Annotated in this window: 14 protein-coding genes; 11 read left to right on the forward strand and 3 right to left on the reverse strand. The window is 51.7% G+C overall.

What is annotated here, in order from left to right; translation table 11 throughout:
• The first annotated feature begins 178 nt into the window (after positions 1 to 178).
• From FRY98_RS25475 to FRY98_RS25525, 11 genes are all read left to right on the forward strand, one after another.
• Positions 179 to 1,243 carry an ABC transporter ATP-binding protein gene (locus tag FRY98_RS25475; RefSeq protein ID WP_148457509.1) on the forward strand — a complete coding sequence of 355 codons (1,065 nt, stop codon included), beginning with the start codon at positions 179 to 181 and terminating at the stop codon, positions 1,241 to 1,243.
• Positions 1,236 to 2,042, forward strand: a complete 807-nt coding sequence (locus FRY98_RS25480; protein WP_148457511.1) for an ABC transporter permease — start codon at positions 1,236 to 1,238, stop codon at positions 2,040 to 2,042. The genes FRY98_RS25475 and FRY98_RS25480 overlap by 8 nt, the downstream gene beginning before the upstream one ends.
• A 4-nt stretch (positions 2,043 to 2,046) precedes the next feature.
• A complete protein-coding gene (locus FRY98_RS25485) occupies positions 2,047 to 2,835 on the forward strand; it encodes an ABC transporter permease (RefSeq protein WP_148457513.1) in 789 nt (262 codons plus the stop codon).
• A gap of 181 nt (positions 2,836 to 3,016) precedes the next feature.
• A complete protein-coding gene (locus FRY98_RS25490; RefSeq protein WP_170287189.1) occupies positions 3,017 to 3,985 on the forward strand; it encodes a translation factor GTPase family protein in 969 nt (322 codons plus the stop codon).
• Between the two features lie 6 nt (positions 3,986 to 3,991).
• The gene (locus FRY98_RS25495; RefSeq protein ID WP_148457517.1) at positions 3,992 to 4,408 is read left to right on the forward strand and encodes a GNAT family N-acetyltransferase; all 417 of its coding nucleotides are present in this window, start codon (positions 3,992 to 3,994) and stop codon (positions 4,406 to 4,408) included.
• A gap of 397 nt (positions 4,409 to 4,805) precedes the next feature.
• Positions 4,806 to 5,324: a DUF2569 domain-containing protein gene (locus tag FRY98_RS25500; RefSeq protein ID WP_148457519.1), complete on the forward strand. Its 519-nt coding sequence runs from the start codon at positions 4,806 to 4,808 to the stop codon at positions 5,322 to 5,324.
• A gap of 38 nt (positions 5,325 to 5,362) precedes the next feature.
• Complete coding sequence (locus FRY98_RS25505) at positions 5,363 to 5,728, forward strand: cupin domain-containing protein (RefSeq protein ID WP_148457521.1); 366 nt, start codon at positions 5,363 to 5,365, stop codon at positions 5,726 to 5,728.
• 26 nt (positions 5,729 to 5,754) lie between these two features.
• On the forward strand, positions 5,755 to 6,270 hold the full coding sequence (locus FRY98_RS25510; protein ID WP_148457523.1) for a hypothetical protein: 516 nt from the start codon (positions 5,755 to 5,757) through the stop codon (positions 6,268 to 6,270).
• Positions 6,257 to 6,865 (forward strand): class I SAM-dependent methyltransferase, encoded by a 609-nt coding sequence (locus FRY98_RS25515; RefSeq protein ID WP_148457525.1) that lies wholly within the window; start codon positions 6,257 to 6,259, stop codon positions 6,863 to 6,865. The genes FRY98_RS25510 and FRY98_RS25515 overlap by 14 nt, the downstream gene beginning before the upstream one ends.
• Positions 6,866 to 6,961: 96 nt before the next feature.
• On the forward strand, positions 6,962 to 9,634 hold the full coding sequence (locus tag FRY98_RS25520; RefSeq protein ID WP_148457527.1) for a winged helix-turn-helix domain-containing protein: 2,673 nt from the start codon (positions 6,962 to 6,964) through the stop codon (positions 9,632 to 9,634).
• A gap of 88 nt (positions 9,635 to 9,722) precedes the next feature.
• On the forward strand, positions 9,723 to 10,649 hold the full coding sequence (locus FRY98_RS25525; RefSeq protein WP_148457529.1) for an NAD(P)-dependent alcohol dehydrogenase: 927 nt from the start codon (positions 9,723 to 9,725) through the stop codon (positions 10,647 to 10,649).
• A gap of 71 nt (positions 10,650 to 10,720) precedes the next feature.
• Here the strand turns inward: FRY98_RS25525 and FRY98_RS25530 are convergent, their stop codons facing one another.
• The 3 genes from FRY98_RS25530 to FRY98_RS25540 all read right to left on the reverse strand — a co-directional run bounded on the left by FRY98_RS25530 (position 10,721) and on the right by FRY98_RS25540 (position 14,880).
• Positions 10,721 to 11,464, reverse strand: coding sequence for an SDR family NAD(P)-dependent oxidoreductase (locus tag FRY98_RS25530; RefSeq protein ID WP_148457531.1), 744 nt, complete (start codon positions 11,462 to 11,464; stop codon positions 10,721 to 10,723).
• Between the two features lie 61 nt (positions 11,465 to 11,525).
• A complete protein-coding gene (locus tag FRY98_RS25535) occupies positions 11,526 to 13,115 on the reverse strand; it encodes a response regulator (protein ID WP_148457534.1) in 1,590 nt (529 codons plus the stop codon).
• On the reverse strand, positions 13,093 to 14,880 hold the full coding sequence (locus tag FRY98_RS25540; protein ID WP_148457536.1) for a sensor histidine kinase: 1,788 nt from the start codon (positions 14,878 to 14,880) through the stop codon (positions 13,093 to 13,095). The genes FRY98_RS25535 and FRY98_RS25540 overlap by 23 nt, the downstream gene beginning before the upstream one ends.
• Positions 14,881 to 15,028 lie beyond the last annotated feature (148 nt).

The raw sequence follows: 15,028 nt of genomic DNA on the forward strand, positions 1-15,028 counted from the left end.
GGAATCATTCCCGTTATTTTATTTTTCAGAATCGGTGGCTGCCCTTGCGATTAGGACTGGAACCGGAATGTTTTCCCGGACTGGCGCTTTTTCGAAAGCTGCTATATAATTTTAAGGCGATATTTTATGAAACTGACCGTTCCATAACCAATACTAAATGTAGCGAGGTACAAGACCGATGAGTGGAAACGCGATTGAAGTGAAGGATCTGCGCAAAACTTTCAAGGTTCAGAAGAACCGCGAAGGACTGAAGGGCGCATTTCTGGATTTGTTCAAGCGGGAATATAATGAAGTCGCCGCGGTAAAAGATATCTCGTTCAGCATCCCGCAAGGGGAGATCTGCGGATATATCGGAGAGAACGGGGCGGGGAAGTCAACCACGATCAAAATGTTGACCGGGATTCTGGTCCCCACCTCCGGGCATCTCACCGTCGGGGGCTATGTTCCTTACGAGGAGCGGGAGAAGTTTGTACAGCATATCGGCGTGGTGTTCGGACAGCGGAGCCAGCTCTGGTGGGATATCGGCGTGATTGAATCTTTTCAGCTGCTGCGAAAAGTGTACAAGGTATCGGAGCCGGACTTTAAACGGCGGCTGGATGAGCTGGTCGAGCGGCTGCAGCTCCAGGATTTGCTGAACCGGCCGGTTCGCAAACTGAGCCTGGGCCAACGGATGCGCTGTGAACTGGTGGCGGCGCTGCTTCACAATCCGTCGATCGTCTTTCTGGATGAACCGACGATCGGTCTGGATATCGTGGTGAAATCGGAAATCCGGGAATTCCTGAAGGATATGAACCGGGATCACGGTACGACGATTTTGCTGACGACCCATGATTTGCAGGATATCGAGGCGCTGTGCTCCCGGGTCATTATGCTGGATGACGGCAAAATCATTTACGACGGCGGGCTGGAGGAACTCAAAAACCGCTGGGGAACCGGGCGCGAAGTCCAGTTCCAGTTCGGAACGCCCACAAGGCTGGAACAGCTGAGGAGCTGGACCGAAGCCCTACCGGCGCTCGCCTGGTCGGCTGAAAACGAGCTGGAAGCCAAGGTCTGGATTCCGCTGGAGATCAACGTGTCCGACGTTCTCGGGCAGGTGGTAAGCAAGGCGGATATTACCGACATCAAGATAATCGAGACCAATACGGACGACATCGTCAGAAGCATCTATCAATCCGGAACGGCGGAAAAGAAGCCGGATGCGACGATCCGCGAGGACGAGGGCGTGGTGGCGACCCATGTTTAACGGTACCGGCGGCGCTTATCTCGATTTTATCCGGATCCGGTTTCTGACCATGCTGGCCTACCGCGTCAATTACTATACCGGCATTTTGATCTATACCTTGAATATAGGGGTTTATTATTTCACCTGGAAAGCTATCTACGGCGGCGGTGGGGAGTTGGGCGGTTTTACGGCTTCGCAGATGACGACGTATCTGGCCGTATCCTGGATGGCCCGGGCGTTTTATTTCAACAATCTGGACCGGGAGATCTCCACGGATATCCGCGACGGCAGCATTGCGATTCAGTTTATCCGGCCCTATAACTATCTGATGGTCAAAATGATGCAGGGCTTCGGCGAAGGGCTGTTCCGGTTTATGCTGTTCATGATTCCCGGGATGGCGATCGCCATGCTGTTCTTTCCGGTGAAACTGCCGACCGCGCCGGAGGCGTGGGCCGGATTTCTCGTGATGCTGTTCTTCAGCTTTCTGATCAATTCGCAGCTTAACATCATCACCGGACTTATGGCTTTTTTCGTGGAAAATAACGAAGGCTTTATGCGGATGAAGCGCGTGGTCGTCGACCTGTTCTCCGGGTTGATTATCCCGATCAGCTTATTCCCCTCATGGCTGGGAAGCATCATGGAATTTCTGCCGTTTCAGGCGATCACCTATTTGCCGGGTTCCGTGTTCACGGGCCGGATTCAAGGGGTGGGGATCTGGAATGTGCTCGGCGTACAGGTCCTTTGGTTCGTGCTGCTGCTGATTCCGATGGTCTGGCTGTACCGGGCTTCCCGGAAGCGCCTGTTTGTGCAGGGAGGTTAAGTGGATGTCTTACTATTTCGGCTTAATTGGCGAGTATTTGAAAAACTACATCAAAACCCGGATGACCTACCGGGCCGATTTTTGGGTCGAAGTTATCTCCGACCTGCTGTTCCAGGTGACGAACCTGATCTTTATTTTCGTTATTTTTATGCACACCGACAGTCTGGGCGGCTGGAGCCAAAGCGAAGTGGTGTTCGTGTACGGGTTTTTTATGGTGCCTTTCGGGATTTTCAGCTGCTTCGTCAACCTGTGGGGATTTAGTGAACGCTATATTGTCAAAGGCGAGATGGACCGGGTGATGACCCGGCCGGCGCATAATTTGTTCCAGATTTTCTTGGAAAATGTCGACCCGCCGGCCCTCGTCGGCTCGATCATCGGCATCGTCATTATGGCCGTCAGCGGCGCCCAGCTTGATGTGGCGTTCGAATGGTGGACAATTCCGGCGTTGATCATTCTGACGATCAGCGCGGTGGCGATTTACACCGGGATTTATACGGCTCTGACGTCGCTGTCGTTCTACTCGGACGCGCCGACGGGCATCTTGCCGTTGATGTACAACGTGCAGGGGTACGGGCGCTATCCCGTGACGATTTACAACCGTGCCATTCAGGTGCTGCTCACCTGGATTATGCCGTTCGCCTTTGTCGGCGTATACCCGGCATCCTTGTTCCTCGAACGGGAGGAGATGCGGAACATGGCATTCCTGACGCCGTTAATGGGCGCGATCTTTTTTGCGATCGGACTGACGGCGTGGAATTACGGGGTGCGCCGCTATCGCGGGGCAGGTTCTTAGATTATATGGAAAAAGCTCGGGAAGGTCTTCCCGGGCTTTTTTGCTAGTGGAACTCTAAAGAAATAGATGTAATTTCGCACCAAATGATTGCAGCTTTATTTAATCGGCGTAAGCAGGTTTTCCCAGTTGGGCAGGGATAATGTTCCAATTTGTCGAAATCTTTTAGTGAAAGGAGATGACGATGTTGCCCGATACAAATTTATTTGCCCCGTACATGGCGCTCACTTTGTCTTTAGGCCACCTCCGCACCAAAGACGAAGTCAGAAACGTATTCTTGGCCTTAAAAAGCGGCATGGATGAGGATCCCCGGCTGTTGATTTTCACCAAGGACGAAACGAAACAGATTGTCCTTGCCGGAGCCGGCAAGCAGCATCTGGCCGATACCGTAAGACGCCTAACCGATCGGCTTGATGTCGAACTGAAGGCTGAGGCGCCACAAGTGCTGTACAAAGAAACATTCGTTCGACCATTTGAGGCGGAGGGGCGGTTTATTCGACAATCCTCAAGCCTGGGACGTTACGGTCACTGCTGGTTAAGGTTCGAACCTTTGCCGAGAGGCGGCGGTTTTGAATTTGTCAATCAAATTCAGGATGAGGAGATGATCCCTCTCCAGTTTGTTCCTTTTGTAAAGAAAGGGCTTGAACGTAGCATGACCCAGGGATATGCAGGCGGTTTTCCGGTTGTCGATTTCAGAGCCACCTTGTTTAAAGGCTCTTATCATGCAACGGATTCCAGCGCCATGTGCTATATGGTCGCGGCGACGATAGGATTCAAGCAAGCCATCAAGGAAGCGGATTGCATCATTCTCGAACCTTTCATGCAGGTTGCATTCGAAGGTACCTCCTCGGATCAACTTCCTTCACTGATCGAGGCGATTCGCTCGCGTAGGGGGAGAAGTGAAAGTCTCCAGCCTAACGGGGGAGGATGGAGGGGATCCGTGGATATTCCTCTTAAGGAGTTAGACAACTTCTCGAACGACTTGAATTGTATTTTTAAGGAAATACAGAAGCTCGAGGTACAATTCGCCTACTATGACCAAGTTCCCGATCATCAAGTGGTGTCGATTATAAGCAACTCCATCTTTAAAGATGCTTATTGCGATAATCTGGATTATTTGGACCAGACGATCGATTCATTTTGGGGGCAATGAAGAAGCATGTATAGTCTGAAAGTACATAAGGACACGGATAAAGTTATCCAATTACTTAAGCTATGCCTGTATGCCGGTTCAAATCAGGCGGAACGGATTGTTGGACAGTACGGGGAAGATCCGACCAGAGAATTGTTGGGGATCGATGAGGGGGGCGAATTGGCGGGGGTGATGGGCGTTCAGTTCCTGCCTGATGGCACCGTTGTCTTAGCGCATTTGGCTGTGAGCGAGAGCCGAAGGAAGCAAGGGATCGGAACGAAACTAATCAAGGAATTCATGACTCGGTACCCGGAGGTGCTGAAACTGGTGGTTGAAACGGATCGGGATGCGGTCGATTTCTACAGAAAAGCCGGATTTCAGGTCACGTCCCTTGGCGAAAAATATCCCGGGGTGGAGCGCTTCTTATGTACATTGAAACCCTAGTGCCTCATGAGATAACTGTAGTAGGGGAAAGTGTGGATGCGCCGCTGCTTCAACTAAATGGGTCTCACGCCTACAGAATTCCAAATCGTTTTTATACCGCGGTCATCAATGTGCCAGCTCACCTCCAACCTTCCAACTCCAAAAAGATGCAAATGTGCAGGTATTTAGGCCGATCTCCGAGGTAATTTGGAAAAAGATGCAAATCTGCAGGAATTTCTAGCGATTTTAGAAAAGCGAGCCGGTTTCGGCGAAAATTCCTGCAGAATCGCAGGAATTTTGAAATTTTGGCCCCCAACAAGAAAAAAACATGCACATATGCAGGAATTTCATGTTATCAAGGTTGTCTGACGGGAAACCAGACTAGATCTTATGAAAAAATTGTAAAAAGGATGTGTTTATGATGCAAATGCAAAATAATCTGCCGACAGAGCCGCCTAACCATTCTAACTTGGGAGTCTCCGGATTGGGGGGCTGGCTAGTTTTGGTTCAAATTTCTTTATACGCTACGATTCTGATGCTTTTAGCAAGAATGCGGGAATATGTCTCTGGTTTTTTGTTAAATCCGGAAAGTTGGTCGATTCTTACCACACCTTCTTCACCCGCATATCACCCGCTTTGGGGACCTGCCATTATTTTCGAAGCCGTATACTTCGTCTCGATGTTCATATTTTGTATTATGATTCTGATCATGTTTTATAGCAAAAAAAGAGTTTTGCCCAGGCTAATGATCATAGCTTATAGTGTCGGATTATTATTCGGTATCATTGACACCGTTCTAATTTTCCAGATTCCGATGGCGGCAGGAATGTTGGACGTCAGCTCCATCAGAGAAGTAGTGAAATCAGCCATCATATGCGCTATCTGGATCCCGTATTTCTTGAAATCGGAAAGAGTAAAGAACACATTCATCTGGTAATTCATAAGACTGGCTTACTAGGAAAGGAGATCGAGCGATTGAAGATTTTCAGTTTCGGTAAAGATCATGCCCACCCGATTTCGAATTTCGGCAGCAAGGATGCGTTTTTTACGAAGATGGTCAAACATGACAATACGGTACATCTGGGATGCGTCCACATCGGACAAGGTGGAAATTTAGGCGCACACGAAGCGCCTGTCGATCAATTGTTTATCGTTATCCAAGGAAAAGGATGGGTCAGCGGAAAAGAGGGAGTAGCGTACGAAATTCAAGCGGGTTACGCGGCGTTCTGGGAGGCCGGCGAAATCCATAGTTCGAGATCGGAACAAGGCATGACGGCTATGATTTTGGAAAGCAGCGGGCTGCTGCCCCAAATGAATGAAATTAACTGGTGTGAACAATAGAGTCCGGAAAGGGGGAGACGATGACGATGTTTGAAAAAAAACGCCATGTGCGAATAGCCGCTGAAAGTTGGGTCGAGGATCCGGAGGACGCCCATGTGGATGTGGTCGTCACCTTTCCCGATGCGACCACATGGATAGCGGATTTCTATACTTATAAATGTTTAGAGTCTATCAGGGAGGACCATAAAGTAAAAGGGCATGGCCTGAATGGTGCTTACTGGGCCGCATCCAAGGTTGTATTGGTCGATCGGGTCACCCGCGAACGGATTGAACAGATCGTTGACGAGTTGATTGAAAAAGGGACTTTTTCATATGCGTTCGAGTATTTGGGAGCTGTAAATGAACATGCTCTCCAGACTTACGGCTATCCTGCGGACTTTTTTGACGAGAATGCCAAAATGGACCCTTCCTATGTGAAATGGTTTGCCGCAAACCTGGTGCAGATGCTGGAACAGACGGATCATGAGACCAGAACGGCTGTTTTGAAAGAGTTTCTTGACATTTTCGGAGAGAAGGAGCGGAACCGACGTGGAGATCTTTAAACAAATTCCATTATACAGATTTTTGACGTTGTGCAATGAAACGGGATTGAAGAAGGAAATATTGGATTGCGGAGCGGGAGGAGACATGCCCCCTTTAAGCCTGTTTCATTCCCACGGATACTTGACCAGTGGAATTGAACTAAGCGAGCGTCAAATTCAGCTGGCGAATGAATTCGCCGATCAACGCGGACAGCAATTGAATATCCGGCAAGGAGACATGCGAAAACTTCCCTTCGCGGATGAAGCTTTCAGTTTCGTGTATTCCTATAATTCAGTTTTTCATATGAGAAAGAAAGATGTGCGAATCGCCGTCGAAGAAATGAAACGTGTTCTGAGAAGGGGCGGGCTTTTGTTCGTCAACTTTCTCAACATCCATGATTTCCGGGTTGGCGAGGGGATTGATCTGGGAGAAACGCAATATGAACAATTTGAAGACGGGGAGAACGTCATACACTCGTATTACGAATATTTTGAGGCGGACCCTTTATTTTCCGATATGGAATGCTTATATAAGGAATACCGGGTTCTTGAACGGGATTTCGAGGGCAACCGAATCAGGCAGGGGTTTGTCGATTATATATTAAGAAAAAGTTGAGCGACCGCGATCATATCGGGAATATCATTAGGGGTACTGCTAAACGTTAAAGGCGGTTGAGAGAATCCATCATTATTCGGAAAGGCGGCGTGCGGGATGACCATACCTTTGCTATCCACCAAATTGCATATCCCCCTGGCCCGGCCCAACACCGTGGTGCGTCCGCGTCTGACGGAGCGGTTAGATGCGGGCATGCATCGCAAGCTTAGCGTCGTTTCCGCATCGGCCGGTTATGGGAAAACGACGCTGATCAGCGAATGGGCTCGCCGCTGCGGCAGGCCGATCGCTTGGTTGTCATTGGATGAAGGGGATAACGATCCCGCTCGTTTTTTTGCCTATCTGAGCGCAGCCTTGAAATTCGCCGGGCCGAAATTTGAAGGTGCCGCTTTTGGCTTGCGGCAGTCTCCCATGCCTGTGCCTATCGAATCGTTAATGGCCTCCTTGCTTGAAGAAATAGGCTTCATCTCGGATCCCTTTAACCTCGTGTTCGATGATTACCACGTCATCCGGGACGGAACGATCGAAAAAATGGTCGCTTATTTGATCGAATATATGCCGCCGCAGATGCACCTCGTGATTGCGACCCGTGAAGAGCCGCGCCTGCCATTAGCCAGATGGCGAGTCCGGGACCAGCTTACCGAACTGCAAACCGCCGAACTGCGGTTTTCGCGGGAGGAAGCCGCCGAATTTATGCGCAACACAACGGGATCAATGCTTTCACCCGCGGATCTCGGCGTGCTGGAATCCCGGACGGAAGGATGGGTTGCCGCGCTTCAACTGGCGTCTCTAACATTGAGGGGGCTTGAGGATCCCGCCGCTTTTATCCGCTCTTTTTCGGGCAACCATGCCTACATCGTCGACTATCTCCTTGAAGAAGTGTTTCAGCGGTTAAGCGGTGAGGTACAAACCTTCTTACTCCGTACTTCCATCCTTGATCGACTGTCCGGTCCTTTGTGCGAATCCGTTCTCGGCAGCCGGGCTGATGGGGAAGGCGATGCCCTCACCGTTTCGGCACAAAATATGCTGGAACGCCTTGAAGCGGCTAATCTGTTGATCGTACCGCTGGACAATGAACGGCGTTGGTACCGGTATCATCAGCTTTTTGCGGAACTGCTGCAAAAGCGGCTGCAGGACAGCGCCGCATCCAGCGAGCAGCATGGAAGGGACAATGTGGCCGAGCTGCATATCCGCGCAAGCCTATGGTATGAAATGCAGGGAATGGAGCTTCAGGCTTTTCAGCATGCCGTCGCCGCGGCTGATACGGGGCGTGCCGCCCGGCTTTTGGAGGGAGAGCGGATGCCGCTGCTGTTTCGCGGAGCGGTAGCCCCCGTTCTGAGTTGGCTTCATTCGCTGCCCGTCGAAGAAATGGATGCGAGACCTTCGCTTTGGGTGATGTATGCTTCCGCGCTGCTAATGACGGGGCAGATGAACGAGGCGCGCCGGAAACTGGAGGCAGGCGAATCGGCTTTGCAAAATGCCGAAGCAGATGAACGATCCCGAGATCTGATCGGACACATCGCTTCCATTCGAGCCACGCTGGCCGTGAGCGCTCACGAAGCCGAAACGATCCTGGCGGAGTCGCTCCGCGCTCTGGAATGTCTGCATCCGGATAATATACCGGTGCGGGCGTCCGCCATCTGGACGCTCGGATATGCATACCAGCTCCAAGGGGACCGTCGCGCGGCGGGCAAGGCATATGCCGAGGCGTTTTCGCTAAGCCGGTCGATCGGACATCCGATGATTGCCATGATGGCTGCGTTGGGATTAGGTATGATCCAGGAGGGCGACAACCGGCTTCATGAAGCGGAGGAGACCTATTTCAACGTGTTGAAATGGGCGGGAGAACCTCAACCGCCGGCGGCTTGCGAAGCTCACTTGGGCTTGGCCCGCATAAGCTACGAATGGAATGACCTGGATCGCGCAGCGCAGCATGCCGCGCAGAGCATCCGGCTTGCCAGGCGGTTCGATCAATCGGACCGGGTTGTGGCGGGCCAAGTGGTTCTCGCGCAAATCAAGCTTGCTCAGGGGCAAGCGGCCGAAGCGGAATCCATCTTAGTGCAAGCGGAGCAAATCGCCCATTATCAAAACTTCGAAACCCAGCGGCCGGCCATAGCCGCCGTACAGGTTCTGGCGCTGCTGCGCCGGGGAAATCGGGTCCAGGCCGCTCATCTGGCGCGGAAGCAGAATGAGAGGTACAGCCTGATCCGCGTGCTCCTTTCGCAGGGGGAGGCAGACGCCGCATTGAAGGAACTGGAACCGCTGGAACGGGAGGCCGAGGAAATGGGCTGGGAGGACCGACAGTTGAAGATTAAAATCCTGAAGGCGGCTGCGTTGGAAGCCTGCGGCGACCGTCCCAAAGCGGTGGAGCAACTCACGGCCGCTTTAACGCTGGCCAGGCCTGGGGGACATCAGCGTAGTTTTATCGATGAGGGCCTTCCGGTGTACCGTCTGCTGTGCGTTGCGGCGGGGAATTCCGCCGAATTGGCCGGATTGAGAGCGGCTTTTGAAGGCGAGGTGCTGCCCGTCTACAAACCTATCAACACGGCGTATGCGAAGAAGGCCACCGCGCCTTTGATCGAGCCGCTGAGCGAGCGGGAACTGGAGGTGCTGCGGCTGATCGCCCAAGGCCTTTCAAATCAGGAAATCAGCGAGCGGCTTTTTATCGCGCTGTCTACTGTGAAAGGGCATAACCGGGTTATTTTTGACAAACTGCAGGTAAAACGGCGGACAGAAGCGGTCGCGCTCGCTCGAGAGCGGGGACTTCTGTAATATTGACTTTTAAAACCATACTTTAGTATCTATAATCCCGTCCCGCAAAAGTATATACTTCTTGAAAAAGTGCGATGGGGGAAAATCGATGAAAGCGATGGTTTGCACCAATTACGGATTGCCCGATGTACTTCAGTTGGCGGAGGTTCCGAAACCCGCTCCCAAAGATGGTGAAGTGTTGGTCAAAATACACGCGGCAACGGTGGCGTCCGGGGATTTAAGGGTTCGCAGCTTTACTAGTCCTTGGCTGTTCTGGATTCCGATGCGGTTATTTTTGGGTCTGAGAAGACCTAGAAAAGCGATACTTGGCGTCGAACTGGCCGGGGAAATCGAGCAGGTCGGAAAAGGGGTCACGCGATTTAAGCAAGGCGATCGGGTTTTCGCACTAACCGGGATGAGGTTCGGGGCTTATGCGGAATACACTTGTGTGCCCGAAGGCGGCGTAATCGCTCCGAAACCGGCCAATGCCACGTATGAGGAAGCGGCAGCCGTTCCGATGGGAGGAACCAACGCCTTGTATTTTTTAAGGAAAGGTCAGATCCGGAGCGGACAAAACGTCCTCATTTACGGGGCATCCGGTGCGGTGGGAACGATGGCGGTTCAATTGGCAAAATATTTTGGCGCGGATGTGACCGGTGTGTGCAGCACGGCTAACTTGGAATTGGTGAGATCATTGGGTGCCGACAGAACTCTGGATTATACGAAAGAGGATTTTACGAAGCGCGGGGAGCGTTATGATCTCATTTTCGACGCTGTCGGGAAACTGAAAAAAAACCTCTCAATCCAGGCTCTGAAGCCAACCGGCAAGTATGTGACAGTAGAGGGACAAGGGATGTCCCAGGTCAAGCCGGACGATTTGGAGTTGATACGAGAACTCATGGAATCGGGAAAAATAAAAGCGGTGATCGACAGGCGGTACGCGTTGGAACAAATCCCCGAGGCACACAGATATGCCGAAACCGGACGCAAAAAAGGAGCCGTTATTATTCAAATTGGTCGAGCCGATGAAAAGTAACGATACTCAAAAAGCACCGATTGCCGGAGCAGCCGGTGCTTTTTGAAGTTTGAAGTTTGCTGCGATTGCGATTATTGAGCCGTATAGCCGCCGTCCACAAACAAAGAGGTGCCGGTGACAAAGTCGTTTTCGCACAGAAAGACGATCGCGTGTGCGACTTCTTCCGGCACCCCAAGCCGCCCGATCGGGTGCCGCGCGACAAGCCCGTCATAAAAATCCCCAAGCGCTTTCTTGTTGACCATCCCCGTTTCGATGTAGCCGGGACAGACGGCATTAACGCGGATGTTTTGTTTTGCGTATTCGAGGGCAAGGCTTCGGGTCATCGTGACCACCGCCCCTTTGGAGGCATTATAGGCGAACGCGCCCGCTTCACCGACATGGCCTAAGATCGAAGCGGTATTCACGATCGAGCCACCGCCGGACTTCAGCATCTCACGGATCGCGTACTTGGATCCGAAAAAGACGCCATCCTGATTCACCGATATCACCTTCCGGTAATCTTCATACCTCAATTCATGCGTAGCGGCCAACACGCCCACCCCCGCGTTATTGACCATGATATCCACTTTTCCGTATTTGCCGACGGTTTCCGACACGAGTGTTTCCACGGATTTTTCGTCAGCCGCGTTTACTTTCAGAAACAGGACATCCGCACCTTTGTCCTTTAACTTTTGCTCTACCGCTTTTCCGCCGGCTTCGTTAAAGTCGGCGATGACCACCTTCGCTCCTTTATCCACGAAGGCTTCCACCGTGGCCAGACCGATCCCGCTGGCGCCGCCGGTCACGACGGCGATTTTTTGCTGTAAGCTAGTCATGGCATATCCCCTTGTTTTGAATTGGTTATTCCCGCCTTATTATTCCAAGCGGCTTTGCAGGCTATGTACGGACACTGCGCCGATATTCGCCCGGCGTTAAGCCCGTCATTTTCTTAAACACCGTACAGAAATGAGGATAGTTCGTAAACCCTACTTTCTCGGCGATCTCATAGTTTTTGAATTCCGGCCGCAGCAGGTAATCTCGAGCCTTCTGAATGCGCAGCATCGTGAGAAAGTCGAGGAAGTTATCTCCGGTTTGCAGCTTGAAAAGATGGCTCAGATAGCTCGGATTCATATGGATATGTTCGGCCACCTTTTGCAGAGTCAAATTTTCGCCGAGATGGTTATGAATGAAGGAAAGCGCCTTTTGAATGTCCGGATGCTTGTTGGCCTGACGGCCGGCGATCGGTTTCGGCAGTTTGCAGAGCACGGCTTCAAGCTGGGCGTTCCAATGCTCCAGCGTGTCGCTGTATTCCAGCTGCATCCATTCTTGGCGGGTAAGGGGGAGAGCCAGCCGCTCCAACAGCTCGATAATATTCGCTTTCAACTTGGAAGGACGCGGACGCTTCTCCCGCACAAAGGCTTGAAGCGATTGGAGTCCTTGAATGCGTCCCTCGACCTCCTCCATGGACCATTGGAACAATAGTCTTTCCGTCAAGATCTCCCAATCGTAGTCGCTATCATGCCGCCATACCACACGTTGATAGTCGTGGTGGAAATGAAGCGTTCCGCGGTTGTCATAGAATTGGATTTCCAAGGTTTGGAGCGCCTGCGAGATTCCTTGCTTGAGCAGGGAAAGTTCGGGAAAAACCGGGCTAATCCCGCATAGCAGCGTGGTGTTCAAAAATTTACGAAACCACTGGTTAAGCGCATGGTAGAGTCCGTGGATTTGCGTTTCAGCTTCGGCTTTGCTCGCAGTGGCCGGCCTTTGCACAAGAATAAACGCCTCTCCGTTGATGTGGGGGAGGACATCGCCCACGACCTGCTCACTGACGATTTCATAGATCGCCTGGTTCATCGTAAAGCAGATCAGCGAATGATCGCTTTCCGGGTACTGGGCAAAGAGGGACGACCGCTGCGCCAGGCGCACGCACAGCACGAAAAACGGGGCCCGGCCCAACCTGCCGTTGTCACCGCGAATCAAGTTCTCCGCTTCCGCCGAATAGTTGAACACACCGCGGCGGATTTGCTCCAGCATATGCCGGCGAATCTCCCAAATATGCTCCTTTTGCAGGCGGTCGCCAAGCAGGGCCCGCCGCTTCACTTCCTTCTGCTGGATCACCGCGTCCTTACAGCGTAGAAGTGTTTTTTCGATTTCTTCGATATTCATCGGCGTTTTCAGCAAATAGTCAAGCGCGCCGGCCGACAAAGCCTGACGGGCATACTGAAAATCCTTGTGGGCGGTCAAAATCGCAAAGCGAATATCCGGGAAATCCCTGGACAGTTCGGCCATCAATGCGAAGCCGTCCATGACCGGCATGGTAATGTCGGTTACGACCAGATCCGGTTGATACACGGCGCACCGCTCCAAAGCTTGCTTGCCGTTCACCGCGGTGGCGACGATCTCCATGCCTAGCGCACCCCAGCGGATATCGTTGCAAAGAGCGTCCAGCACCATATATTCATCATCAACGAGCAGTACTCGCAGCATGTTCGTCTCCTTCCTTCGGCAGATTCATCTCTGGAATACGAACGGCCGGAAGCCGGATCGTTACGGTCGTTCCTTCGCCTTGGGCACTATGAACGGAGAGGCCGTAATCCGGACCGTAATGGAGCTGCAGCCGTTCGTGAATATTTCTGATCCCCAAGTGATCATAGGCTTTGCGGCTCTCTAAAGCACCCGACGAGAGCAGTGAGCCGAGCCTCGCTTCGGGGATGCCGACGCCGTCGTCGGATACCTCAAGCACAACGAAGGCCTCATGTTCTACGCGTCCGGTCAACACGATCGTACCGCACCGGTCATCCGCCAGAATGCCATGAAAAATCGCATTCTCAACAAGCGGCTGAAGTGTCAGCTTAGGTATCGTAAAGGCGCAGACGCTATCTTCCAACTCAACTTCCAATGAAAATCGGCCGGGATAGCGCATGGACAATAAGTATGCGTAATGCTCCACGCCTTGGATCTCCTGGCGGATCGGCACGATTTCGTCGATTTTGTCCAAGTGGAAATGCAGCATTTCCACCAGGCTGGTTATCATGCGGTCCACGTCGTTGGTGTCTCCTCGCCGTACGAGATAACTGATCGAGTTCAGGGTGTTGTACAGAAAATGCGGTTGAATTTGCGCTTGCAGCACCTTCAGTTCGTATTGTTTTTTGCTCGTTTCACTCTGAAGCAGTTCGTCCATCAGACCTTTTATTTTCTGCACCATCAGGTTGAAGCTATGGACAAGGATACCGATTTCTCCGCGGAACGGCAGGGTAATGCGTGTCTGGAAGTCCCCCCGGCTGACCTTTTTCATTTGGCGGATCAGCATATAAATCGGGCGGGAGACGTAGCGGGACAAGTAATAGGAAATGATGAGAGAGAGCATAACGCCGATCAATCCGACCAAGATGGAATAAAAGCGAATTTTCTCGATGCTGCTGTAGAGCTCCTCTTCGGGCAAAACGGCCATAATCTGCCAACCCCAGTTATTGTTCCGGGCCCGCGAGATAAACCAGCTGTTCCCGCGCTCATCCCGGTAGTTCCATTCCCGGCGGTTCGTGTCCGCCAGGCGTACAAACGAAATGTCCTTGACAAGATATTCGTCTTGAAAGGCGTTATAACCCACTAGCGAGTGATAAATGGAAATCGGCCGAAAGTCGCGGCTGACGACCAGCAAATCTTCCGTTTGCGAGAAGTTCCAGCGGCCGTAGCTGGATAAAATGTTCTGGAGGTCCAGGTCTACGGCCAGTACGCTGACGTACCGTCCATCCTTATCGTAGATGTTGACGCCTGCGGTGACGGTGTGGTCCGAAACGTCGGATACATAAGGCTCCGACCAATAGATCTGATCGCTCATCACCACGGCTTTGTAGATATCCGCGGCCATGCGGTGCCCTTTAATGTCCCATAAATAGTCCGACGTGCCGATGATCTTCAAATCGGGACGGATGATATACATATTTTTCAGATCCTGATTCCAGTACATGCGATAGCTCTCCATCAGCTTGATCGCTTCTTCTTCCGTAGCGGACAACAGTCGCTCGTCCCTGGATAATGCCAGCAGATTGCCCTGAAGCGTTTTCATAAACAGGTTCAAATGAACCTCCGTCCGCTCCAGCAAATTTGCGACATAACGGGTCTGCTGGGTTTTGAACGTATCCATCATAAAATTTTGCGTTAGATACCAGATCAGGACAATCAATCCGGCCATTCCGCAAAAACTGATCCAAAAAATCTTAATGCCGATCCCCATAACTTTAACGTTAGCCATCAACCATGCTCCTTAAGCAGGAAGTTGTTTAATTGTAACGCGAGTCTGTACGGCGAACCTTCGAAATCTTTGGATAAACGTTCGTATCCTTTGGAAATTTAGCATCCACATTGCACCACTATTATAACAAAATAGAAACAAGAGATTG

This window comes from Paenibacillus faecis (genome assembly GCF_008084145.1).
Lineage (GTDB): Bacteria > Bacillota > Bacilli > Paenibacillales > Paenibacillaceae > Fontibacillus > Fontibacillus faecis.

Bases quoted from the DNA above. Each gene is read 5' to 3' on its own strand.
- FRY98_RS25475 (WP_148457509.1), top strand. From the start codon at position 179: ATGAGTGGAAACGCGATTGAAGTGAAGGATCTGCGCAAAACTTTCAAG.
- FRY98_RS25480 (WP_148457511.1), top strand. From the start codon at position 1,236: ATGTTTAACGGTACCGGCGGCGCTTATCTCGATTTTATCCGGATCCGG.
- FRY98_RS25485 (WP_148457513.1), top strand. From the start codon at position 2,047: ATGTCTTACTATTTCGGCTTAATTGGCGAGTATTTGAAAAACTACATC.
- FRY98_RS25490 (WP_170287189.1), top strand. From the start codon at position 3,017: ATGTTGCCCGATACAAATTTATTTGCCCCGTACATGGCGCTCACTTTG.
- FRY98_RS25495 (WP_148457517.1), top strand. From the start codon at position 3,992: ATGTATAGTCTGAAAGTACATAAGGACACGGATAAAGTTATCCAATTA.
- FRY98_RS25500 (WP_148457519.1), top strand. From the start codon at position 4,806: ATGATGCAAATGCAAAATAATCTGCCGACAGAGCCGCCTAACCATTCT.
- FRY98_RS25510 (WP_148457523.1), top strand. From the start codon at position 5,755: ATGTTTGAAAAAAAACGCCATGTGCGAATAGCCGCTGAAAGTTGGGTC.
- FRY98_RS25520 (WP_148457527.1), top strand. From the start codon at position 6,962: ATGACCATACCTTTGCTATCCACCAAATTGCATATCCCCCTGGCCCGG.
- FRY98_RS25525 (WP_148457529.1), top strand. From the start codon at position 9,723: ATGAAAGCGATGGTTTGCACCAATTACGGATTGCCCGATGTACTTCAG.
- FRY98_RS25530 (WP_148457531.1), bottom strand. From the start codon at position 11,464: ATGACTAGCTTACAGCAAAAAATCGCCGTCGTGACCGGCGGCGCCAGC.
- FRY98_RS25535 (WP_148457534.1), bottom strand. From the start codon at position 13,115: ATGCTGCGAGTACTGCTCGTTGATGATGAATATATGGTGCTGGACGCT.
- FRY98_RS25540 (WP_148457536.1), bottom strand. From the start codon at position 14,880: ATGGCTAACGTTAAAGTTATGGGGATCGGCATTAAGATTTTTTGGATC.